Here is a 21,913-nt window from a genome sequence, read left to right as displayed (position 1 = left end):
CTTACGGTTTTTCGAATTTCTTGACGACGTCAGCCCACTTCACAATGTCCTCACGGAGGAATCTATCGAATTCTTCCGGCGACATCGACATCGGAACGGCGCCCTGCTGGGTCCACAATCTGACGATGTCGGGGCGCTTCACGATCGCATTAACCGCGGTGTTGAGCTTCTCGATAATCGGCTTTGGCGTGCCGGCTGGCGCCATCAGGCCGAGCCAGATGGTCGCCTCATAGCCGGGGACGCCGGCTTCGCTTGCCATCGGCACGTCGGGCAGGACGCTCGAGCGTATCTTGCCCGTGGTTGCGAGCGCGCGCACCTGCTTCTCCGCAATATTGGGCGCCATCGTCGGCACTGCGTCGATCATCATCTGCTCTTGTCCGCCGATCACGCCGCTGCGCGCCTCGCCGCTGTTGCGGTAAGGCACATGCACGACGTCGATGCCGGCCATGGTTTTGAACAGCTCGCCGGCCATATGGTAGGGCGTGCCCTGGCCCGAGGAGGCGTAGTTCAGCTTGCCCGGCTGCGATTTCGCAAGTGCAATGAATTCCTGCAGCGTCCTGGCGGGGACGGAAGGATGCACGACGATGACGAGGTCGGAATAATTGACCGGTGCGATCGGCACGAGATCGCGCATCAGGTCATACTTGCGCTGCACCAATGGCAGCAGCGATTCATTCGCAGTCTGGGTGTTGGACATCATGAGCAGCGTATAGCCGTCGGCTGAGGACTTGGCGGCCTCCTGCGTGCCAATCACGCCGCCGGCGCCGGCGCGGTTTTCGACCACGAAGGCCTGGCCAAGACTTTGCTGCAGGATATTACCGAGCAGGCGCGCGGCGACATCGGCGGGCCCGCCGGGGCCGAAGGGGACGATGATCTTGACCGGCCGGCTCGGATAATCATCCGCATAGGATGGCGCGCTCATGACGGGAGCTGCAAACAGCAATGCGAGCAGCGCCAGCACAACCCGCGGGCCCGTCATTTCGGCCTCCCAACAATCGTTGTTCGTTACCCAGCAATCTAGCTGCAATGCAAACAGGCTGTCGACGGTAGACTGGCTGGACCGCGCGGGAATAAAGGCTAATTTGTAATGCCGCGGAGATCGCCGACCGCTGAAGGGAAACGCCCATGAAGACCCCTAAGGTCTCGCGTCGCGACATGCTCAAGTGTACGGGTGCCGCGCTGCTGGGGACGACCTTCTCGACCCGCGTGTTGGCAAACGCGCCGCCACCGCAGGCTGTCACGCCGGCGCTGATCGATGCGGCGAAGAAGGAAGGCCAGGTGGTCTACTATACATCGACCGACCTGCCGGTCGCAGAAAAGATCGCCAAGGCCTTCGAGGCAAAATATTCAGGCATTTCGGTGCGCGTCGAGCGCACCGGCGCGGAGCGGGTGTTTCAGCGCATCGGTCAGGAATATTCCAGCAACATTCACGCGGTTGACGTGGTCAATTCATCCGATGCCGCGCATTTTATCGTCTGGAAGCGGGACGGCATCCTGTTGCCTTACGTCCCCGAGGATGTCGCGAGATTTCCGGCCGAGCATCGCGACGTCGACGGCCAATATGCGAGCTTCCGTGTCTGGCTCTCGATCATCGCCTACAACAGCGAGCTGGTGAAGGCGGAAGAGGCGCCGAGGAGCTTTGCCGATCTGCTCGATCCCAAATGGAAGGGCAAGATCGTGAAGGCGCATCCCGGCTATAGCGGCACCATCATGACCGCCACGTACCAGATGCAGCGCGATCTCGGCTGGGGCTATTTCGAGCAGCTTGCCAAGCAGAACGTCATGCAGGTGCAATCCTCTGCCGATCCGCCGAAGAAACTCGATCTCGGCGAGCGCGCCGTGATGGCTGACGGCAACGAGTACAACATCTTCGAGCTGAAGGAGAGAGGCCGCCCGGTCGAGCCGGTCTATGCAACCGACGGCTCGCCGCTGATCGTGGGTCCCAACGCCGTCTTCAAATCCTCGCCCAACCCGAATGCGGCCAAGCTGTTCCAGTCTTTCTGCCTCGGCCGTGAGGCGCAGCAGCTCATCGTCGATGTCGGCGGCCTGCGCTCGGTTCATCCGGATACGCAGGATAAGCCCGGCCGCAAGTCGCTGAAGGAGATCAAGACCATGAAGGACGACCCGGATGCGGTGGTGAGGGAAGGCGAGGCGATCAGGGCGCACTATACGAAGATCTTCCACGTCTGATCGGTTGGGACAGGAGAGCCCGACTCGGCTGAGATTCGGCCAAGAGTTAGGTCCGCTGCTGGACTGGGAACTGCGGGTTTTTCCACAAATGGCGAGAGCAGAAGGATTCTAAGATCCCTGGTTCGCTGAGCACCGAGGCGAGCAGAAGGGAGGTGAGGGAACATGCCGTCTGCCGGTCCGGTTGGGAGATGTGGCAAGCGCCTGAAAGATTGGACGGGACCGTAGCTCGAGCGCCTTTACATCGGGAACATCAAAACTTGGCCCATGCGACCTCGACGAAAGCTGATTTGCAAGCCAAAAGGCCGAGGCTCGAGGTCGTAGTAGGTCCGCCGCACATCGTCATCAACCAGGGGCATACAGACCTTGTCACCGAGATTGCGTTCTGGAACCGCAATTGCTGCCAGAGATGGAACACCAGGCCAAATGTGTAAAGCGCGCCGCCTATGATGACGAGCCTCAGCTCCCCTGGCGGAAATAATCCCTTCGCTCCCTCATACAGCAGGAGACCACTCCAACCCATCAGAAGACAGAAGCCGATTGAGGTGCGCTCGAAACGGCCGGGGCAGAGGAGCTTTATCAGGATCCCGAGGACGGCAACGCTCCACATGCCGATCAAAAATAGGACGGTAAGAGAACTGTTCCCCAGATCCACGACGAATGGCGTGTAGGTCGCAGCGATGAGGAGAAAAATCGCCGAATGATCAAACCGCCTCTGCAGCCATTTGGTACGGGACACCGGCTACAAATTAAAGGCGGCCGACAGAGAGAGCATCGACAACAGACCCCAGACATATATCACTACGGCGATGATGCTCAGCAGGGTCGCTGAAACCAGGCTGAGGACGATAAGCACGGGGCCGGCGATAAATCCGAGGCACGCGCCGGTGAGATGGACGATACCATCAGCGATTACCTCGAGCGGATCGTAGTCCCAATCGATTGCACCCGGCTCTGCCGCCGTATGGCGGGGGGCCGGGGCCGTGAAATCACTGCTCATATGCTAGAAAGGCGAATGAGCCTTGAACGTTCCACGCTCCGGAAGCAGCAATCGCGCGGGAATAAACAACGTTAAGCTTCGACGCTCGTCAGCATCGAACTGCCGATGTCGTAGGATTTTGTTGAGGGCGAGGGGATCAAGGCGCGCTATGGGAAGATCTTCCACGTCTGATCGTCGTGATTGTCCTCCTGGCAGGCGCCGCGGCTCGTCACCTCGTTCATGGCGCGTCCGCCTCATCATAGGCGAGCAGTGCCGCCTCGAAGAGGCTCGCCGACAGCGCGCATGCATGCATGGCAAGGCCCAAGTAAACCATGGTCGCAGGAATCATGATTTCGAGCAGTGGAAAGCCCGACAGGGGCCGGCGCCGGTAACACTCGTGACCGCAATACCGCCTTCGCGTGGCGACGTCTCGCAAATAGGTTGTTTGAAGCGGATGCCCGCACCTGTCGCAGGCGCAATTTGCGTTGGGCGCTCTGTGGTTGACTAGCACGTATTTCACGACGTCAACTGCTCGGCTCGGCGCGTTTTTCAAGGGCTCGTGCGGGCAGGATCGGGCCGTCCTGCAGGAGGGCCGCGCTGCTCTGGCGCAGAAGCGCGTAGCAGCGGTGATCACAGAACGGGAATCGAGTTCTGATCTCGCGCAGATAGCTCGTTCCGATCGGCGAAAGGCACAGCATACAGAACGTTCGCGGGTGAGGCGTCCTGCCGTTCACGCAGATGAAGTTCATGTCGCGCCTCCCAGGGCAAAGCAGTAAACGATGTCGGGTTGCCCGTACGCGCTCGGCGGCGGAGCGCAGAGGTGATTTCGCCCATCGGGGTTATCCCTGTTCCGCTCGACCTTCTGCGCGGGGATAAGAATGTATTTGCCGTCCTCCCTGCGCTTTGCGTAGATTTTGCCGTCCACATATCTGATCTCGGTCGGATAGCAGTCGGCGTCGTTGCAGCAGCTCAGCGCTGGGTTATCCGGCATGTGCCAGCCCGAATAGAACTTTTGGTGCAGGGCCTGGTCCTGGGGCGGATGATGGCGATGCGCGGCCTCCTCCCCGGTTTCCTCTCGGACCTCCTGCGCCTGGACCGGGACGGCCAAGGAACCGCAGAACCAACTGCACATCATCAAGGTGTAGAGCAGCCTCATGCGGTGCCCCGCCGTCAGACCATTGACGCGGCAAACTCGCTACGAAGATTGCGGCCGTCCTCCTCGTAGGCCTGAAACCGGAACAGCCAGCGCCGATCGCGCTCGCGGCGGGCCCTGAACTGGTCGAGGCATCGGCTGGAGCAGAGCGCCGTGCGCCAGGAGTAGTGGCGGATCAGACCAAACTTACCGCCGCAGATGGCGCAGCGCTCCGATCCGTGGTGGTGAGGACATTCCGAGCTGCTATGCATGTTGGCTCCTGTTGACCTCGCGGGGACGGAAGCTCGGGACCGGCTGTCGCGGTCGCATGGCGCACGCAGAAGAAGCGTTACCTCCGGTTCGTAGCGGGATGTCACGTCTTCCGGCGCTCATGGCGGCAGCGAATGTAGAGCGTCACCCTCTGGGCCGCTTTTCTGCAAGCGACGGGCCCGATTGGCGATCACACTAGCGGGCGCCAAACCGTCTGCTCAATCCTACGGAGGTTGGCGCCTCCCATCGAAAGGCATAAAGGGGCTATACCAAGGTTTGGCAGCCATCACGCGCGCCTGAGGCAGTATTCCTAGTCGCATCGGTTGTGAATGCGGTGCAATGCCAACCTGACGTAAGTAGGGGTTGCGGCGCGCCGACCCGAGCGTTTCGGTTGCCGGAAACGAATTGTAGCGCCTTTCGCAAAGTGCTCTACTTCCTGCACCGGACAGCGCCGGATGGTCTGCTATGAAGCTCAGTCAGGCCACAAGTGTCGGGAATTCGGCCGCGCAATTGCTCTTGGGCAGCGCTGCGCTGGCGGTGGTGACGCTAGGCGTGTTTTCGCTTGGCCTCGCTCCGACCGCCTTGGCCTATCTTCTCGTGATCATGGCTATCTCCGTCATCGCCAGCTTTGCGGTGTGTTCCATCCTGTCCCTGTTCGCCACCCTGGCGCTGACCTTGCTTTTCGCTCCGGAAATCGTTCGGTTGCGGATCGACGATCCACGGCAGATCGCGGCAGTGGTAGCTTTCTTCCTCGCTGCCCTGATGGCGAGCGGCGTGATCGCTCATCTACGCAACGAGAAGAAGAGCGCGCTGGAGTCCGCAGCCAAACGGCGCGAGGGCGAGGCCGATTTGCGCCATGCGGTGAAGCAATGGCAGGAGGTGTTCGAGCACAATCCAGTGATGTATTTCATGGTGGACGCCTCGGGAACGGTCCTGAATGTGAATAGCTTCGGCGCGGCGCAACTCGGCTATTCGGCCGCGGAACTCACGGGTCAATCGGTGCTGAACGTCTTTCTTGCTGAAGATCGCGACTTTATCCGCAAACAAATGGGCGTCTGCCTCGAGTCGGTCGGTCGGTCCCATACCTGGGAGGTTTGCAAGATCAGGAAGGATGGCTCGGTGCTTTGGGTCCGGGAAAATGCGAAGGCGATGCTTCGACCCGACGGCAAGCCGATCGTGCTGGTGGCCTGCGAAGACGTCACTGAGCGCAAGCAGGCCGAAAAAAAGCTCCGCGAGAGCGAGCAGCGCTTCCGCGACTATGCCGAGACCGCTTCCGACTGGTTCTGGGAGACCGGACCCGATCATCGGATAACCCACATCTCCGAGCATCCCGAAGCCAAAGGCATGGCGCCTTCCGGTGTCATCGGGCTGATGCGCTGGGACATCGCGCCAGACCTCGAGCTCGAGCCGGAAAAGTGGCGGGAACATCGCGCGATCCTCGATGCTCACCTTCCGTTCCGCGATTTTGTGTATCGGACCAAGGATCGCAACGGTGTCTCGCTTTACGTTCGCACCAGCGGCAAGCCGTTCTTCGACGCGGACGGCAAATTCCAGGGCTATCGCGGCGTCTCGACGGATATCAGCGCGGCAATGCGCGCCGAGCAGGCCGAGCAGGCATTGCGCAAAGCGCAGGCCGAGCTGGCCCATGTCACGCGGGTAACCACGCTCGGCGAGCTGACTGCTTCGATCGCCCACGAGATCAACCAGCCGCTCGCAGCGGTGATCGCCAATGCCGATGCTTGCATAAGCTGGCTGGAACGCGATCCTCCGGATCTCGCCGCCGCGCGCACATCAGTGGAATGGATCGTCGAGGACGGCAACCGCGCGAGTGAAGTGATCCGGCACCTCAGAGCGCTGGCCAGAAAGACGGACATCGAGAAGGTCTCGCTCGATCTTAATCAGGTCATCGGGGGAGCGATGGCGCTGGTTCAGCGCGAGTTCGTGAGCCATGCGGTCGCGGCGCGAACCGAGCTTTCCCCGGCTCTCCCCAGAATCATCGGCGATCGCATTCAGCTCCAGCAGGTGATCATCAACCTCGTGATGAATGCAATCGAGGCCATGGATGCGGCAACTGATCGGCCGCGTGAGCTCGTCATCCGCTCGAGCGGGGACGAACGGGGCGTGCTGGTCAGCATCGCAGATTGCGGGATCGGGATTGATCCCGGCCTTGCCGAGTCCATCTTCAACCCGTTTTTCACGACCAAGCCTGGCGGCATGGGCATGGGCCTGTCGATCTGCCGCTCGATCGTCGAAGCCCATGGCGGCAAGCTGTCGGCTCGCGGCAATGAGCGCGGCGGCGCCACCTTCGACATCACGCTCCCGCTGCATCAAGAGGATGCGCCGTGAGCGAGCGCCCTAAGTCATCACGTGATCCGGCTGCCGGTGATGATCCCGTCGTGTTCATCGTCGATGATGACCCCTCGATGCGTCGTTCGCTCACCAATCTCCTGCGAACGGTGGGATTGCGGGTGGAGGCGCTCGGCTCGGCTCAGGAGATGTTGCGGTGCGAGCTTCCGGACCAGCCGAGCTGCATGGTGCTGGATATACGCCTGCCGGGGCTGAGCGGGCTTGATCTGCAGGTCGATCTTGCAAAAGCCAACGTTCACATTCCCATCATCTTCATTACCGGCCACGGTGACATCCCTATGACGGTCCGCGCGATGAAGGGCGGCGCCGTCGACTTCCTCACTAAGCCGTTTCGCGACCAGGATCTGCTCGATGCGGTGGCCGCCGCGATCGAACGCGATCGCAAGCGCCGCGACTCCGAGAAATCGCTCGCCGATATGCGCGCGCGTTTCGAGACTCTGACCCCGCGCGAGCGCGAGGTTTTGGCGCTGGTCGCCTCCGGGCTGATGAACAAGCAAGTGGCGGCCGAGCTTGGGCTCGCGGAGATCACGGTCAAACTTTATCGCGGGCAGATCATGAGGAAGATGCGTGCGAGGTCGCTTGCCGATCTCGTCAGAATGGCCGAGACGCTTGGCATTCGTCCGGCCAAGCCCGGCGTACAAACCTAAGTATGGTTTTACAATTGGTCGCGGTGGGCTCAGTTTCCTGCTGGGTTGCGGCGCTTGGCGCAAGGGCTTCCCAGCTCAGGAGCAGTCGTCTTGTCAGCGCCTCCGGTGATCTCGGTAATCGACGACGATGCCGCCGTGCGTGCCGCGACCAGGAATCTGCTGATCGCGCGTGGCTACGTTGTCCATGCCTTTGCCTCTGGCGAGGACTTCCTGCTCTCGCCCGAGCTGAGAGATATTTCCTGCGTGATTGCGGATATCCAGATGCCCGGCATGAGCGGGCTCGACCTGATGGCCCACATGCGCGGAAATGGCAACCACACTCCCTTCATCTTCATGACCGCCTTTCCCGATGACCGGGTTCGCGCACGCGCTCTAAAGGAGGGCGCGATCGGTTTTCTCGCCAAGCCGTTTGCACCGCTCGCGTTGCTGAGCTGCCTTGATCAAGCAATGAAGAGCGAAGGCGGAGGGACGTGAGGGGTGGGCAATATTGGTGCGCCCGTTTCCTTCTGCGTCGAGCGCACGCACGATTCATCTTAAGACGCGGAGGCTGGCGCGTGCCCTCGATACGCTCAGTTCAGTGACTGCTCAGGCGGATCTACTTCGCCTGCGTCGCTTCCATTCATGACTTTGCGCGGGGCAAGTTGCGGTGTGTGCTGGCGCACCTCGCGTGCGGCCGACCGGGCGGGCGTGGCGCGCCCGATCCTTGGTTTCAAATCGGCGAGATCGATGAATGCGTCGGCCTGCCGCCGCAATTCGTCCGCGACCATCGGCGGCTGACTGGCAGTCGTGGAGACAACCGTAACGCGGACGCCGCGACGCTGCAGGGCTTCGACCAGGGAGCGGAAGTCCCCGTCGCCCGAGAACAGCACGATCTCGTCGACACGCTCGGCGAGCTCCATCGCATTCACGGCAAGTTCGATTCCCATGCTGCCTTTCAGCTTGCGCCGGCCGGTCGCGTCGACGAACTCCTTCGCCGCCTTGGTGACGACGGTGTAACCGTTGTAATCGAGCCAGTCGATCAGAGGGCGGATCGATGAATATTCCTGATCCTCGATGATCGTCGTATAAAAGAACGCGCGCAGCATCGCGCCGCGGTTCTGGAATTCGCTAAGCAGCCGCTTGAAGTCGATGTCAAACCCCAGCGCCCGAGAGGTCGCATAGAGATTGGTGCCGTCGATAAAGAGCGCGATCCGGTTGAACGCTGACATTGCGGCGTTGATCTCCAAATCGGGATGCGCGAGCGAAAATGGTCTCTCTGCTCACGTCGCGCTTTCCGGTCGGAAGACACCGAGCTGGAGAGAAGCTGAAGAAAGCCGCATCGACGACCCAGGAGGAAGAGGTCGCCGATGCGACGGTACGTCGATCAAGTTCCATCTTCCCAACGCACCGAATGCCCAAGCCGTAAGCCGGGCGGCCGCCGCGCTCAACTGTACGAACGTAAATGGCCGCCATCGAAACGGTTGGATGGACTATACGAAGGTTTGCCGGTCGGTCCGTCCCGCAGCAGGACCGAGGCCAATTGCCGCCATTGTCCCCTGTCACTAAGTCATGAGCTGACGGGCTTGGCATTGGGCTGTCACCGCGAGCCGCGAGGGCCGATCATGGAAGACATGAAAGTCACAGCCACCGGATACGACTTTCGGCCTGCGCATGCCGCCATGCAGCGGTACGTTGACGGCAATCTTCTTGCTGGATTCTCTTCCGCGATACTCGTCGGGAGAGATCTGGTCGATGTGACATGCATCGGATGGGCCGACAAGGAAGCGCTGATGCCATTGCGGCTCGACCACATCTTCCGCGTCTTTTCAAACACAAAGCTGGTGACGTCCTGTGCCGCGCTTCTCCTGTTCGAACAAGGCCGCTTCCAACTGGATGATCCGATCGAGGAGTTTATTCCGCAGCTAGCGAACCGCCGTGTGCTGCGCTCCGGAGCGACGTCGCTGGATCAGACCGAACCGGCCGTCAGGCCGATCACCATTCGCCATCTGATGAGTCACAGTGCGGGGTTGAGCTACGGACTTTTTGACCCGGGCACGTTGATTTTCAACGCCTACAACGAGCGAAAAGTGATCAATCCCGCCAGCACGCTTGCGGAGATGGTGGATGCGCTAGCCGACCTGCCGCTGCTCTATCATCCCGGAACGTCATGGGAGTACTCGGTGGCTACTGACGTCTTGGCGCGTCTTATCGAAGTGATAAGCGGCCAGCGCTTCGATACGTTCATTCAGTTGCGAATTCTTGGGCCCCTTGGCATGGCGGACACCGGATTTGTAGCGTCGGACCCCGATCGCCTCGTCGCCTACTACAAAGGTGCGGACCTGCTCGATCCCACGAAGCCGGGACTGACGCGCGCGGACGACGCGCCATATCCGGGGGCCTATTTGCGTCCTTTCCCGAGGCAAAGCGGCGGTAGCGGGCTGGTCTCGACCTTGCCCGACATGGTCGCGCTCATCCGAAGCCTGCTTACGGGCGGCTCGAGCTTGCTCAAGCCGCACACGATCGAGCTGATGATGGCCAACCAGTTACCCGAAGGGGTGTGGATGCGCTTTCCTCCTTACGGAGAACTGCAAGGCAAGGGGTACGCCCTCGCAGGCGCGGTGATCATGGAGCCTTCCGACTATGACCATCGGGACGCGAGAGGTGAGCTCTTCTGGGGTGGACGTGGAGGCACCCAATGGTGGATTTCGCCCAACGCGAACACCGCGGGCGTCATCATGGCCCAGCGCGAGATGGGGCATCCATTCGTGATTGAGTTCAAACGGCTCGCCTACGAAGCGGTAAAGCGGAAGAGCTGACAAGAATGGCCTCGCATGACGATGGCAAGCCTGGGTGACTTCGAGCGCCGTGGCGGATTGGCCATCCACCGCCAACGGGCTATGATCAAACTGGACTGGACGAGTCCGTCTGCCTGAACTTCAAAAAATCAAATGGAGGAATGGTAATGTCGGTCCCTTGCAAGTTCGAACGCAGCCTCCTCAGCCACGAGGAATATGAGACGGTTCGCCTGACGCACCATCCCGCCATCTACGACGTCGAGGTGGCAGAGCTTGAGGCCATGCGACAGAGGTTGCGCAAGATGCGTGATAAGGAGCGAACGCTTAGCCGACAAAAGCGGCGAGAGGGGCGCGGAAAAGCCGAGGCTCGCGGAACAAGCTTTCCAGGAAATGCCGAGCATGCATCAGAGCGGAAGCAAGTCTTCGCCGCGGCGCTGAAGCGGGTGAACACGGAGCTCAGGCGTCTTCACAACCTGGCAGCTCGGACCGCACATGTCGAAGCGGCTCGAAAGGCTCTTATGCTGCATCGAGCCGCGAACTTCGTGACTTATCCTCCTGCTGGAGCTACCGCAGACGAAGGCATGGTGCCGAAGGCGAGCAAACGCCGAAGAAAGATCATTACAGGCGCAACAATTGGACGAGTGTCGCAGGCGACGAAAGTCGCTCAGGCGGTGCGAGATGCGCGAGGTGTATGAGCCTGGCATGACCGACGCACCCTGACGAGCGACCGTGTAAGCACAACATTTCCCAAAACAACATTTCCCAAAATGGGCTAGACGCATTGAATATCGCCTCCAGGCCCATAGCGAATGAAAACCACCGCTCATCTCGGCGTCGGCCGTGTGGCGTAGGATGCCTTTAGCGCCGCCATCGGGACACCGTCCTCGCTCTTTCCAGACTGCCGGCATGATCAACGTGCAAATCGCGTGAAGACCAGATCGTGATCTCTGACGTGCGCCTCATGGCAGGGAAGGCAGGTGCGATGTTGCATCTCATCCACGGGCATGCCGTCGACGAAGCGGCCAAATCCCCAGCCGCCGGTCGCTGCGTACTTGTTGGCATCCTTGACCATGACCTGCACAGTCGTCGCGGCGCCGGTAACGAATGCGCCGTCCAGCCCCTCCACCGGCACATGCTTCCAGGCGAGCTTCACCAGGATCGTGCCGTCGGGAAACGGCAGCGTTCCCTGCTGATAGGCCTTCACGGCAACATTATTGCCGAGAACGCCTCTCAGCTCGTCCAGCCCCTCTTCATGGGCGACGGCGATCATTTTCCAGTCGCGGTATCCATCCGGAATGGTGACGCCAAAGATCGGCGAGGCGGCGCGAGCAGTTTGGCCCCGCACCAGCGAGGGACCGAATTGCGCGATCATGAGGAGCAGTACGACGATGAGCACGCCGATCACGGTGATCCTGCGCATGGCAATCCTCGTCAGGCCAGCGCAGCGGCGTCGATGACGGCTTCGGCGAAGGCTTGCGGGGCCTCCTGCGGTAGATTGTGACCGATGCCGCCCTTGATCTCGCGGTGCTCATACTTGCCTGTAAACTTCTTGGCATAGGCTGCCGGCGGCGGATGCGGCGCGCCGTTGGCGTCGCCTTCCAGCGTGATCGTCGGCACGGCGATGAGGGGGGTGGCCGCGATGATCTTGTCGAGGTCGGCATAGCGCGCCTCGCCTTCGGCAAGCGCCAGCCGCCAGCGGTAGTTGTGGATCACGATCGCGACATGGTCGGGATTCTCGAAGGACTTGGCGCTGCGGTCGAAGGTCGCGTCATCGAACTTCCACTGCGGCGAGGCGAGCTGCCAGATCAGTTTTGAGAAGTCGTGGCGGTATTTCTCATAGCCTTGCCGGCCTCGCTCGGTCGCGAAATAGAACTGGTACCACCATTGCAGTTCGGCGGATGGCGGCAACGGGAGCTTGCCGGACTCCTGGCTCGAGATCAGATAACCACTGACCGAGACCATCGCCTTGCAGCGCTCAGGGTATGCCGCGGCGATGATATTCGCCGTGCGCGCGCCCCAGTCGAAGCCGGCAAGCGTCGCCGGTTCGATTTTGAGTGCGTCCATCAGCGCGATAATGTCTGCCGCGATCGCTGCGGGCTGGCCGTTCCGGAACGCATCGTTCGAGAGGAAGCGTGTCGTGCCGTAGCCGCGCAGATAAGGCACGATGACGCGATAGCCGGCCTGTGCGAGCATCGGCGTGACATCGACGAAGCTGTAGATGTCATAGGGCCAGCCATGCAGCAGAATGACGGCGGGCCCATTGGCCGGACCAGCCTCGGCATAGCCGACGTTCAACAGCCCGGCATCAACCTGCTTGAGCGGAGCGAAGGAGGTATTGGTTCCCGGCTTGACCGGGGGCAGCGCCGGTTTCGCCTTCGTTTGCGCGCTCGCAGAGCCGATTGCTCCAAGCTGAGCAGCGGCGAATGTTGCCGCGGCGATGCCAAGAAAATCCCGCCGGCGATGATTGATGTCCTCGGACATGTCGATCTCCCTCTTTGACTCTCCCGGCGCGCTCATGCTCGTCACTTCAGCCGGGACGGGAAAACCATAACTTCACGCCGCGTCTTGCGCTTTCAGAATGCATGGATTTGTGCTTCAGAACACTATGATTTCTGCGGCAGGGGGGCTGTGCTAGGTTGCCAATTCGGTTGGGATGGGCCCGGCAGGATTGACGATTTGCTCTATGTTTTCAGTGACTTCGTGCTTGATTCCGGCCGGCGCGAGCTGCGCCGCGGGCAGGATCAGATTGCCCTCGAGCCGCAGGTCTTCGATCTCCTGGAATTTCTCATTCGTGCGCGCGACCGCGTGGTCAGCCGCGACGAACTTCTGGACGCCATCTGGCATGGGCGCACGGTCTCGGACGCCACCCTCTCCAGTCGCGTCAACGCGGCACGCACGGCGGTCGGCGACAATGGCGAGGCGCAGCGGCTGATCCGCACGCTGCCTCGCAAGGGCATCCGCTTCGTCGGTGAGGTGCATGAGGCTCCGGACTCGCCGTCTGCGGCGCCGGTCGGAGAACCAGCCAGCCCGGCCAAACCGGAGGAGCCGTCGATCGCGGTCCTGCCTTTCACCAACATGAGTGGCGATCCCGAACAGGATTTCTTTGCCGACGGAATGTCGGAAGACATCATCACCGCACTGTCCCGCTGCAGCGGGCTGTTCGTCATCGCCCGCAATTCCTCTTTCCTCTATAGGGGTAAACCCGTCGACATCCGCGAGGTCGGACGCGAGCTCGGGGTTGCTTATGTGCTCGAAGGGAGTGTCCGCCGCGGCGGCAACCGCCTACGGATCACGGGACAACTGATCGATGCAGGCTCGGGCCGGCACCTCTGGGCCGACCGTTTCGAAGGCGATCTGAGCGACGTCTTCGACCTGCAAGACCGCATCACTGAACGCGTGGTCGCCGCGATCGAGCCGACCGTGCAATTCGCCGAGGTCGAGCGTCAGAAGTCGAGCAAGCCGAGCCGGCTCGACGCCTATGATCTTCTGCTGCGTGCCTATGGGTTCGAGCACGCCTTCACCGCCGAGAGCACGGCGGCTGCGCTTGCCTGTCTCGACCAGGCGATTGCGATCGATCCATCCTACGCGCCGGCGATCGCGATGGCGGCCTATTGCCATGCGCTGCGCCATTTTCAGGGCTGGATCACGCCCGATGGTGCACACAGCGCGGAAGGCGTCAGGCTGGCCTGGCGCGCGGTCGAGCTTGCGCCCAATGACGCCCAGGTGCTGTGGATGGCTGCGTTCGCGATCTGGAACATGTCGCGGGAGAAGCGCGACGCCGCGCCCGAATGGTTCGCTCGCTCACTCCTGATCAATCCAAATTCGGTGATGGCGCTTTCGCTCGGCGGCTGGATCGAGATCATGCGCGGCAATCGGAAAGACGGCCGCTCGATGATCGAACGCGCCCGACGCCTCAACCCGCGCGACCCGCGCGGCTGGTTCATCTCGGGCGCCATGGCGATCGCTGCGATCGCCGATGAGGATTATCCGGAGGCCATTCGCTGGGCCGAAAAGGCGCTGACGCAGAACCGGCGTTTTGCCGTCGCCTTGCGGGTGCTCATCGTCGCGCTCGTCAGGCTCGGTCACAAGGATCGCGCAGGCGTAATCGCACGAGAGTTGCTCGACGTCGAACCGGAGTTGACGATCTCCGGTTTCTTCCAACGCATCCCTTTCCCGCGCGACACGATGGCGACAACCTATGCCGAGGCCCTTCGAGCCGCCGGCGTGCCGGAGTGATCACGCGGTGAATGTGTACAGAGAGATCGTTGTGTACAGGGTGATCGTTTTGAACTTCCAGCGCAAGCTGTGCTGAAGCAGAAGCACATCGCTTAACAAGCTACCAGCAAGGAAAGTTCCATGCATTGTTGCATGCGCAGGCGGGCGACCAGGAGGAACGCTGCCCCGAATGCAGTCGTTGTACTGCAAAGGAGTGACGACCATGCAACATTACCGGGCGTTCACGTTGGACGCTGCAACTCTGCGCGAAGATCTTGCCATCATGGAAAAGCAAATTCAGCTCAAGCCCAACGACAACGATCTTATCAACAGATACCTGACATATGCTCGCAAGGTTCGTGAAATTGAATATCGCGAGAACGGTTATGTCAGTTCACGGAACGAGTCGTCGGGGAGCGCAAGCTTGGAACAGACAAGACGATTGCCGGAGGATTGGCCATGCTGTTAGCTTATTTGCCCGCACTAATATTCGAAGCATTTTTGGAAATGCTGAATGAGCCTCCACGACGTGCAGATGCTCAGAGCAAATCTGATCATCCAGAAGCCGACCATCGCCAGGGTGGCTGAAGATGGTCATCATGGTCGGTTCGTCTCCCGGGCGAATCACTTTGGCTGGTTTTCCAAGGACGCTTTGCCCTCGCGTAAGCCGGATGTGCTCAATCCCGTTGCTGCGATAAAGGCCGCCTCAATTGGCGGCCTTTTTAAACTTCGAATGTCACCTATTGCGCGCCCTGAGCTGAACAACGCAAGTCTGCTGGGACGTCGGCTGTCGGGGTTAAATCGGACCTAGCTTGGACTGGCGACGACTTCCGAGTATGATCCAAAGCGGTCACTTGATTTAAAGACCATTTGGTCTATATCTCTCTAATGAGCAACCGAACCTCAATGCCGTTGCCCCGCGGTCGCCCGCGGAGTTTCGATGCGGAAGCCGCTGTCGAACGCGCGATGGGTGTGTTCTGGTCGCGTGGCTATCATGCCACGGCGCTGCCAGACCTTCTTCGTGCGACGAAGCTCTCGCGCGGCAGCCTTTATGCTGCTTTCGGTGACAAGCACTCGCTCTTCCTGCGCGCGCTCGATCGTTACATTGCCGATGCCGTGACGCGGATGGATATCGAGCTTGACCCTCGCAAGGAGCCGGTGGACGGCCTGAGGGCCTACCTTGCTGGATATGTTGACCGTACGAGCGGCGCCCACGGTCGGCTCGGATGTCTGGTGATTGCCACAACCATGGAACTGGCCGGGCGTGACGCTGATGTTAATCGTCGCATCGCGAGCTTTTTCAAAGTCATGGAGGCGCGGGTGGCGGATGCACTTTCCCGTGCGAAGGCGGCGGGCAAGTTAGCCGACGGTGTCGACCCTGCAAATGCTGCCCGCATTCTCGTCTGTTTCGTTGAGGGGCTGCGAGTGATCAGCAAAACGGCGCCGACTGGAACCATAACCCAAGCCGCGGCCGACGCTCTGCTCGATCGTTTCATCAGGTAAGCAAACCCGGGCCCGTCCTCACGATCGGCGCGCCGATATCTGGACCAATCGGTCTTTAAAGGAGAATACGATGTCCGCGATCCAGATTGTTTGCGCGGTGGCCGTTCCTTTGCTCTGGGGTTATCAGTTCGTGGTGATCAAAGTGGGCATTACGGAGTTTCCGCCGTTCTTCTTCCTTGCGCTGCGTTTCCTGGCCACCGCGCTCCTGCTTATTCCGTTCGTCAAAAAGCCCACGCGTGAACAGTTGCGTCCTATCGCAGCTATCTCGCTTTTTCTTGGTGGACTGAACTTCGGGCTCTTCTACGTTGGTCTCGGGCGTGGCTCGGGAAGCACGACGGCTGTCGCATATCTACTCTCCACGCCCTTCACGGTCCTGTTGGCCTGGCCGCTGCTGGCCGAGAGGCCGTCTCTCAACACCGTCTCAGGAGTAGTGCTTGCATTCGCCGGCGTCTTTGTGTTGAGGGCGGAGCCCGGCCTGTCGTCAAACGGGCTACCACTACTGCTGGTGATCGGAGCTGCCTTCGCGTTCGCGATATCCAACGTCTTGACGAAACGCTATGGCCCTTTTGACCCCTTGATGTTGATGGGTTGGTCGTCGCTGTTCACTGTACCGCAGGTGATGTTGATGTCGTTGCTCCTTGAATATGGACAACTGGCGAGCCTCGTTGCTGCGGATGAACGTGGCTGGCTGGCACTCGCCTACACAATTTTTATCGGAGGAATTGTTGGATTTGGCCTTTGGTTCTGGCTGATCGCTCGCTGCTCTATGGGCCGCGTTGCCCCCTTCGGTCTACTGCTGCCGGTGTTCGCCTTGATGTCGAGCGCATTATTTCTTGGCGAGCCGATGACTCCGAAGTTGATTATCGGTGCGCTGCTAGCGATCTCTGGTGTTGCCTTGACACAATTTAGGCCGAGCGCTCGACCGGTTTGAATCCGAAAGCTGCGTCGTAGCGAATTTCCGCTATTGGCCCGTCCGATCATATCACGAGGAATTCTTGAACGTCCTGGACCACCGTAAATCTTTTAACAGGGGCTCGATAACCCAATCCCCAGCCCCACGTCGTCGTGTCCATCACTTATTGGGCGCACTTAGCCTTGCCATTCGGTCTCGGCCAGACTATCTTACTTTTGTCTTACCGGAAAGGCGCCATGTCCGCCAAACAGAAATTGACCACCACCGTCTCGACCAAGGGCCAGGTGATACTGCCCAAGGCGATCCGGGAACGGCGGCACTGGCCTGCGGGAACGGAACTGGTGGTGGAGGATACCCCGGAGGGCGTATTGCTGAAGGCAAAGCCCGCCTTTGCGCCCACGCGGCCGAAAGACGTCTTCGGCTCCCTGCCATATAAGGGGCCCGCAAAGTCGATCGCGGATATGGAGGCGGGGATCGCCGCCGAGGCGAAACGGCGGCATGCTCGCAATCGATACTAATCTCATCGTGCGCTATCTGGTGGGCGACGATCCCAGGCAGGCTGCCCGGGCACGTAGGCTGATCGACAACAATGACGTCTTCGTCTGCACCACGGTCCTGCTGGAGACCGAGTGGGTGCTGCGGAGCGTCTATGGGTTTTCTGCTGTCCAGTGTGTCAAGGCCCTCTCCGATTTCGCGGGGCTGCCGCGCGCGAGTCTGGAAGATGCGACCGCCGCGGCGAAGGCGTTGGGCTGGATGCGGCAGGGTGTGGACTTTGCGGATGGCCTTCATCTGGCGAAGGCGGAAGGCTGTGAGGCCTTCATCAGCTTTGACCAGGATTTCGCCGATGCCGCCAACGCTCTCGGCGGCATCAAGGTGCGAGCGCCCTGACAGGCAGGTACTGCAGCCACTCTCGGTCGGAACAGTCTAAAGGACGCTCGCCGCGTAGCGCGAATCGGCGGCATCGCAGTCCATGCCGCAGCGGTCCTCGGGCGCGAACTGGTCAGCCGCGCCGTGCATAAGTGCGGTTCCGCCGCGGGCGGGTGCTCCTGAGTGGGGGGGAGTGCACCGCGCCGGGCATAGTACGTCCCCGATGTCAGCGGCCCTGCTCGGCCGGGACGCGGTGCAGCGGAAGGAGCGGGTGCGATCCAACCGGACGCAACGGCGGCTGCGCGAGATGATCGAGGTCATCAACAAGGTCGAGCCGCGCTTCGGTTCGGCGTTGATGGCCTATGCCTGGTATCGCTCGGAGCCGCTGCCGGGATTTTCCGGCCAGACGGCCATGCAGCTTGTACGCAGCGGGCGTGCCGATGAGGTGCTCGACTATGTCGACGCAGTCGACGCCGGCGTTCACGCTTGACCGTGGCGATCCGGTTTGAGGGGAAGCTCTACCGGGCACTAAACCCAATCTATGCGCGTGAACCGTTGTCGGGCCGGGGGGCGGAGCTTTACGGCGGTCGCTTCAATCCAAGGGGCATGCCGGCGCTCTACACGTCCCTGTCGATCATGACGGCATTGCGAGAGGCCAACCAGGTCGGCAACCTGCAACCGACGACGGTCGTGTCATATGATGCCGACATCGAGCGCGTGTTCGATAGCCGCGACGACAGCGCACTGTTGAAGTATCACATGGACGCCGCCGCGCCCGCGGATACGACATGGCGCGACCACGTGAAGGCAACCGGAGTGCGGAGAGGCGAAGACGCAAGACTTCGCCCGCCGCCTCATCGAGGCACGGTTTGACGCGTTGCTGGTGCGAAGCTTCGCGCCGGGCGCGACCGTGGAGGATTTGAACCTCGTGCTGTGCGATGGGGCGCGGATGTCCCGCCCCGGCTGGTGGTGATCGACGACGAGTATCGCCTCTCGCGCTAGCGGATCATATCGTCCCAGGTGAAATGACCATGGCCGTATCGAAGACGGACCTGCCGGTCTCCGGAGAGACGCTGCGACGCGGCGTTCGCCCGTTCATCGTCACCTACAAGAACAAGAGCATCGGGGTCGAGTTGCTATCCTGTCCGCCGTGGTCGTTGCGTGCCAGGCAGGTACCGCACCGGCTCGGGCCGGCTTTTTCAAGCGCGTCATTGCCGGTGGTGCGATCGAGCTCGGCGGTGCAATCGCTCTCTCGTTAGCGGCAAAACACACGCGCGCGCCCGACGGTTAGCACGAACCAGATCGCTGTGCGCGCGAGCGAGAGCGGCTCTAAGGGGTAAAGCGGGCGTCGGTTAGATCGATTCGCCACAGCCGGTTTTGACCCACAGCCGACGCGCCGGCTGACTAGCCTGCGGAATCAGTCTGTAGCGGGCACTCAGTGATGCTCGTGCGCAATGCGCCAGTTGCCATCGATTTTGCGCAATCCCACCGAGAGCCTGAAAAGAAAGCCGTCCTTGTCCATGGGGTTGCTTGACGAATCCGGTCCACACCACATGATCGCTACTGCGAAGGCGACGTCCGCGCTCGCGGTTATGGCGAGTTCTCGGAAATCAAAGCCCGCGCCGGGTTTGTGGTAGCGACGCAAGGATCGCGGGAAGATCGTGACGCCGGACAGCGTCTGCCCAGCCCCCAAGAAGGGTTTTGATCAAGGCTTCTTCGGTGTTGGCATGTTCAGGCATTGTTTGGTTGTCCTGTTGCGAACCTAGGACGCAGAAAGGTCAGCCTATCCGACATCGCCTGTGAACTTTTTTCCTACCGCCTGTCGTGAGCTTTGACCCATCCGCCGATAACACAACGGGTGAGAACACTACGGAATGAGCCGTCGTTGATGTCGCCCGTCGGCCATACCGACGAAACTCTAGCGTTTGTCGACATGTCGCCTGCCAGGGGAAGACAAAGGTCTGGCGCGCGGCCGAATCGGCGCAGATGACCCGAAGCCGTCTTTCTTAAGCCATTCGGTACTAGCCATTTGTCGTGCCGGCAATCACTGCAATCTTTTTTACGGGCTGGTCAGCCTCAGATGCAGTGGCACGCGTCCCTTGTCCGAGTCCACGATATACAGCTGGAGCTTGGGCAAGATCTTCTCCATTGTTTCCATATATAGGCGTGTCCTGCTTGTCTCGGGTGCCGTTTCATACTCCTTCTGTAGCGCCGAAAAACGGCTCGTCTCTCCGACAGCATCCGCGACCCGCTGCTGTTTGTAGGCTTCGGCCTCACTTCGTTGCATGCGTGCCTCGCCTCTTGCCTTGGGGATGAGGTTACTCGCGTAGGCGCGCGCCTCGTTAATGACCTTCTCGCGGTCGGCCATGGCGTCCGCCACGTCTTGAAACGCCTGGACAACAGACCTGTCGAGAGTGAGGCTCATAATGCTCGCAGATACGATGCGAACACCACTGTGCCAGCGGTCGAGAAGCTCTTGCGTGTTCGCCTTGACACGTTCCTGCACTGCGACGCGACCGCTGGTGAGCACCTCGTCGATCGGCATGCCCACGACCGTGTCGGTCAACACCCCCTCAGCGACAGCCTCCACGAGCGATTGTGGATCCTCGATCTGAAACAGGAATTCCGCCGGATCGCGAACAACATACTGCAGAACGAGAGCGGCATTGACGATATTGGTGTCGCCTGTGAGCAACTCCATGCCGGTGGGCGCGGCCGAGTCGCCCGTCGGGATGGTAAATCCCACTCCAACCTTCATTACGTTTGTCGCCTTGACGACATCGAGCCGATCTACCGGCCATGGAACGCGATAGTGCATGCCCGGGCCGACCACTGCTTCGATGGCCCCAAAACGGCGTACCACAGCGCGTTGGTCGGCCCCGACGACGTAAAATCCCGAAATCAAATACACTCCTAGCAAAAGCAAAACGACGCCAAAGAACCAGTAACGATAACCTGAGCGCGGCCGCACCTCGGCTCCGTGCGCCGGATCCTTTGCGGCCTGTCTTGGTCCTTGCCCGCGAGTGCGGCCCTGATCGTGCGCGAATATCACCGGACGATTCCCTCGGGTTTCTTGTTCAACAGGAGATGGGCGCCGGTCGTCGTTTCGCCGGTTGGTGCCAGCGACGGCCCGACGTCGCCCGGTCGCCGATCGAATTGGAGCATACGAAGTACCTTGGCATCGGAGGGAAGGAAGAGAGTCGTCTTGTCGTCGAGGATCCTGTCGTAGGCCCGCAAGGTTCGCAGGAATTCGTATAAGTCTGGGTCTTGCCCGAAAGCGGCAGTGTAGATGCGCGAAGCCTCGGCGTCGGCTTCGGCCTTGATTCGTTCGGCCTGTCCGGCAGCGTCGGAGTCGATGCGGGCCTTCTCGTGGTCGGCCGCCGCGATGATTCTCTTCGCCTCCAGCTCGCCCGCCGAGCGGTTCTCCTTGGCGATTTTGGCCCGCTCCGCCTTGATACGTTCGAAGACGTGCTCCCGGTTCACTTCCGGCAGGTGGAGCCGGCTCACGCTGACGCTGACCACATCGATGCCATAGGCCGACCGAGCGCCGTCTGCGAGGCGGCGAACGACTTCCGATGTAATCGCCGGGAAACTAGTTTTGGCCGGGTCAGTGGAAAGGAGAGCAGACGCCGGATATGATCCCAGCACCACACCAATCTCCGCCCTGATGATGTCCGACAGAAGCCGCTCGCCAGCGGCCGTGCTTGCGACTGCCGCGAGAAAGCAAGCTGGGTCGGCGATCCGCCACGTGACTAAGCTATCGACTCCAAGGTTCTTCTTGTCGATCGTCAGATATTCGGAAGATGCCGACCGGAAGAACAGGATGCGCTTGTCCAGCCGCACAACCCGATCCAACGGCAAAGAGACATGAAGACCAGGCTCGGCGATGACCCGGATCACCCGTCCGAAACGCGTGACAACTCCATATTCTGTGGTGTCCACGACGAAGAATGAGGAAACAAGTGGCAATACCGTAAAGGCTGCGGTTACGGCGAGCAGGGAACGCCGACGTAGGATGCTTAATCGTCCGGATGTCGTGGCTTGTTCGGCCATTCTTGC

The 21,913-nt window shown here is 60.7% G+C and carries 26 protein-coding genes and 2 pseudogenes; 16 read left to right on the top strand and 12 right to left on the bottom strand.

Annotated elements, in window-relative coordinates; translation table 11 throughout:
- Position 1: 1 nt before the first annotated feature.
- Positions 2-979 carry a tripartite tricarboxylate transporter substrate binding protein gene (locus F758_RS0111680; protein WP_024508034.1) on the bottom strand — a complete coding sequence of 326 codons (978 nt, stop codon included), beginning with the start codon at positions 977-979 and terminating at the stop codon, positions 2-4.
- 146 nt (positions 980-1,125) lie between these two features.
- Between F758_RS0111680 and F758_RS0111675 the strand changes: the two genes are divergently transcribed.
- Positions 1,126-2,190: an ABC transporter substrate-binding protein gene (locus F758_RS0111675; RefSeq protein WP_024508033.1), complete on the top strand. Its 1,065-nt coding sequence runs from the start codon at positions 1,126-1,128 to the stop codon at positions 2,188-2,190.
- A 250-nt stretch (positions 2,191-2,440) separates the two neighbouring features.
- On the opposite strand, the gene trhA is transcribed toward F758_RS0111675, so the two are convergent.
- The 5 genes from trhA to F758_RS0111650 all read right to left on the bottom strand — a co-directional run bounded on the left by trhA (position 2,441) and on the right by F758_RS0111650 (position 4,570).
- On the bottom strand, positions 2,441-2,926 hold the full coding sequence (trhA, locus tag F758_RS46440) for a PAQR family membrane homeostasis protein TrhA (protein ID WP_051386840.1): 486 nt from the start codon (positions 2,924-2,926) through the stop codon (positions 2,441-2,443).
- Positions 2,927-2,929: 3 nt separating this feature from the next.
- Positions 2,930-3,187: a hypothetical protein gene (locus F758_RS46435; RefSeq protein ID WP_051386839.1), complete on the bottom strand. Its 258-nt coding sequence runs from the start codon at positions 3,185-3,187 to the stop codon at positions 2,930-2,932.
- A 503-nt stretch (positions 3,188-3,690) separates the two neighbouring features.
- Positions 3,691-3,915, bottom strand: coding sequence for a hypothetical protein (locus F758_RS0111660; RefSeq protein WP_024508032.1), 225 nt, complete (start codon positions 3,913-3,915; stop codon positions 3,691-3,693).
- Positions 3,912-4,322: a hypothetical protein gene (locus F758_RS0111655; protein ID WP_024508031.1), complete on the bottom strand. Its 411-nt coding sequence runs from the start codon at positions 4,320-4,322 to the stop codon at positions 3,912-3,914. The genes F758_RS0111660 and F758_RS0111655 overlap by 4 nt, the downstream gene beginning before the upstream one ends.
- Positions 4,323-4,336: 14 nt before the next feature.
- The gene (locus F758_RS0111650; RefSeq protein WP_024508030.1) at positions 4,337-4,570 is read right to left on the bottom strand and encodes a hypothetical protein; all 234 of its coding nucleotides are present in this window, start codon (positions 4,568-4,570) and stop codon (positions 4,337-4,339) included.
- A 463-nt stretch (positions 4,571-5,033) separates the two neighbouring features.
- On the opposite strand from F758_RS0111650, the gene F758_RS0111645 reads away from it, so the two are divergent.
- The 3 genes from F758_RS0111645 (at position 5,034) to F758_RS0111635 (ending at position 8,056) form a co-directional block, all read left to right on the top strand.
- Positions 5,034-6,914 carry a PAS domain-containing sensor histidine kinase gene (locus tag F758_RS0111645; RefSeq protein WP_024508029.1) on the top strand — a complete coding sequence of 627 codons (1,881 nt, stop codon included), beginning with the start codon at positions 5,034-5,036 and terminating at the stop codon, positions 6,912-6,914.
- Positions 6,911-7,582 (top strand): response regulator transcription factor, encoded by a 672-nt coding sequence (locus F758_RS0111640; protein ID WP_024508028.1) that lies wholly within the window; start codon positions 6,911-6,913, stop codon positions 7,580-7,582. Before F758_RS0111645 ends, F758_RS0111640 begins: the two co-directional genes overlap by 4 nt.
- 90 nt (positions 7,583-7,672) lie before the next feature.
- Positions 7,673-8,056, top strand: a complete 384-nt coding sequence (locus tag F758_RS0111635; protein WP_024508027.1) for a response regulator transcription factor — start codon at positions 7,673-7,675, stop codon at positions 8,054-8,056.
- A 95-nt stretch (positions 8,057-8,151) separates the two neighbouring features.
- On the opposite strand, the gene F758_RS0111630 is transcribed toward F758_RS0111635, so the two are convergent.
- Positions 8,152-8,790 carry a LabA-like NYN domain-containing protein gene (locus F758_RS0111630; RefSeq protein ID WP_024508026.1) on the bottom strand — a complete coding sequence of 213 codons (639 nt, stop codon included), beginning with the start codon at positions 8,788-8,790 and terminating at the stop codon, positions 8,152-8,154.
- Between the two features lie 138 nt (positions 8,791-8,928).
- Here F758_RS0111630 and F758_RS0111625 point away from each other — a divergent pair, with 138 nt between their 5' ends.
- Together F758_RS0111625 and F758_RS0111620 are read left to right on the top strand one after the other, a co-directional pair.
- Positions 8,929-10,377 carry a serine hydrolase domain-containing protein gene (locus F758_RS0111625; protein ID WP_245286468.1) on the top strand — a complete coding sequence of 483 codons (1,449 nt, stop codon included), beginning with the start codon at positions 8,929-8,931 and terminating at the stop codon, positions 10,375-10,377.
- Positions 10,378-10,523: 146 nt separating this feature from the next.
- Positions 10,524-11,051 (top strand): hypothetical protein, encoded by a 528-nt coding sequence (locus F758_RS0111620; RefSeq protein ID WP_024508024.1) that lies wholly within the window; start codon positions 10,524-10,526, stop codon positions 11,049-11,051.
- 215 nt (positions 11,052-11,266) lie between these two features.
- Here the strand turns inward: F758_RS0111620 and F758_RS0111615 are convergent, their stop codons facing one another.
- Positions 11,267-11,728 carry a cytochrome P460 family protein gene (locus tag F758_RS0111615; protein WP_245286483.1) on the bottom strand — a complete coding sequence of 154 codons (462 nt, stop codon included), beginning with the start codon at positions 11,726-11,728 and terminating at the stop codon, positions 11,267-11,269.
- Between the two features lie 59 nt (positions 11,729-11,787).
- The gene (locus tag F758_RS0111610) at positions 11,788-12,837 is read right to left on the bottom strand and encodes an alpha/beta fold hydrolase (protein WP_024508022.1); all 1,050 of its coding nucleotides are present in this window, start codon (positions 12,835-12,837) and stop codon (positions 11,788-11,790) included.
- A gap of 195 nt (positions 12,838-13,032) precedes the next feature.
- On the opposite strand from F758_RS0111610, the gene F758_RS0111605 reads away from it, so the two are divergent.
- The 10 genes and pseudogenes from F758_RS0111605 to F758_RS51715 all read left to right on the top strand — a co-directional run bounded on the left by F758_RS0111605 (position 13,033) and on the right by F758_RS51715 (position 19,113).
- On the top strand, positions 13,033-14,592 hold the full coding sequence (locus F758_RS0111605; protein ID WP_024508021.1) for a winged helix-turn-helix domain-containing protein: 1,560 nt from the start codon (positions 13,033-13,035) through the stop codon (positions 14,590-14,592).
- Between the two features lie 202 nt (positions 14,593-14,794).
- Complete coding sequence (locus F758_RS49460) at positions 14,795-15,040, top strand: hypothetical protein (RefSeq protein WP_157449966.1); 246 nt, start codon at positions 14,795-14,797, stop codon at positions 15,038-15,040.
- A gap of 45 nt (positions 15,041-15,085) precedes the next feature.
- Positions 15,086-15,382: a hypothetical protein gene (locus F758_RS0111595; RefSeq protein ID WP_024508020.1), complete on the top strand. Its 297-nt coding sequence runs from the start codon at positions 15,086-15,088 to the stop codon at positions 15,380-15,382.
- A 155-nt stretch (positions 15,383-15,537) separates the two neighbouring features.
- Positions 15,538-16,074 (top strand): TetR/AcrR family transcriptional regulator, encoded by a 537-nt coding sequence (locus F758_RS0111590; RefSeq protein ID WP_502689133.1) that lies wholly within the window; start codon positions 15,538-15,540, stop codon positions 16,072-16,074.
- Positions 16,075-16,144: 70 nt separating this feature from the next.
- Positions 16,145-17,005: a DMT family transporter gene (locus F758_RS0111585; protein WP_024508018.1), complete on the top strand. Its 861-nt coding sequence runs from the start codon at positions 16,145-16,147 to the stop codon at positions 17,003-17,005.
- A 218-nt stretch (positions 17,006-17,223) separates the two neighbouring features.
- Positions 17,224-17,505, top strand: coding sequence for an AbrB/MazE/SpoVT family DNA-binding domain-containing protein (locus tag F758_RS0111580; protein ID WP_024508017.1), 282 nt, complete (start codon positions 17,224-17,226; stop codon positions 17,503-17,505).
- Complete coding sequence (locus F758_RS0111575) at positions 17,486-17,875, top strand: type II toxin-antitoxin system VapC family toxin (RefSeq protein ID WP_024508016.1); 390 nt, start codon at positions 17,486-17,488, stop codon at positions 17,873-17,875. The genes F758_RS0111580 and F758_RS0111575 overlap by 20 nt, the downstream gene beginning before the upstream one ends.
- A gap of 217 nt (positions 17,876-18,092) precedes the next feature.
- Positions 18,093-18,344 (top strand): annotated as a pseudogene (locus F758_RS0111570) (MbcA/ParS/Xre antitoxin family protein); the annotation flags it as partial.
- Between the two features lie 8 nt (positions 18,345-18,352).
- Positions 18,353-18,856 (top strand): annotated as a pseudogene (locus tag F758_RS43715) (RES family NAD+ phosphorylase).
- Positions 18,857-18,885: 29 nt separating this feature from the next.
- Entirely contained in the window at positions 18,886-19,113 is a 228-nt protein-coding gene (locus F758_RS51715) for a hypothetical protein (protein WP_245286467.1), read from the top strand.
- 176 nt (positions 19,114-19,289) lie between these two features.
- Here F758_RS51715 and F758_RS53220 read toward each other — a convergent pair whose 3' ends face one another.
- The 3 genes from F758_RS53220 to hflC form a co-directional block, all read right to left on the bottom strand.
- The gene (locus tag F758_RS53220) at positions 19,290-19,547 is read right to left on the bottom strand and encodes a nuclear transport factor 2 family protein (protein ID WP_051386835.1); all 258 of its coding nucleotides are present in this window, start codon (positions 19,545-19,547) and stop codon (positions 19,290-19,292) included.
- Positions 19,548-19,913: 366 nt separating this feature from the next.
- Positions 19,914-20,906, bottom strand: a complete 993-nt coding sequence (gene hflK, locus F758_RS0111550) for an FtsH protease activity modulator HflK (RefSeq protein WP_024508013.1) — start codon at positions 20,904-20,906, stop codon at positions 19,914-19,916.
- A complete protein-coding gene (hflC, locus tag F758_RS0111545; protein WP_084305270.1) occupies positions 20,903-21,907 on the bottom strand; it encodes a protease modulator HflC in 1,005 nt (334 codons plus the stop codon). The genes hflK and hflC overlap by 4 nt, the downstream gene beginning before the upstream one ends.
- Positions 21,908-21,913: the final 6 nt, after the last annotated feature.

Origin of the sequence: Bradyrhizobium sp. ARR65, from assembly GCF_000472385.1 — a bacterium.
GTDB lineage: Bacteria > Pseudomonadota > Alphaproteobacteria > Rhizobiales > Xanthobacteraceae > Bradyrhizobium.
This window is presented reverse-complemented; position numbering and strand designations above follow the sequence as displayed.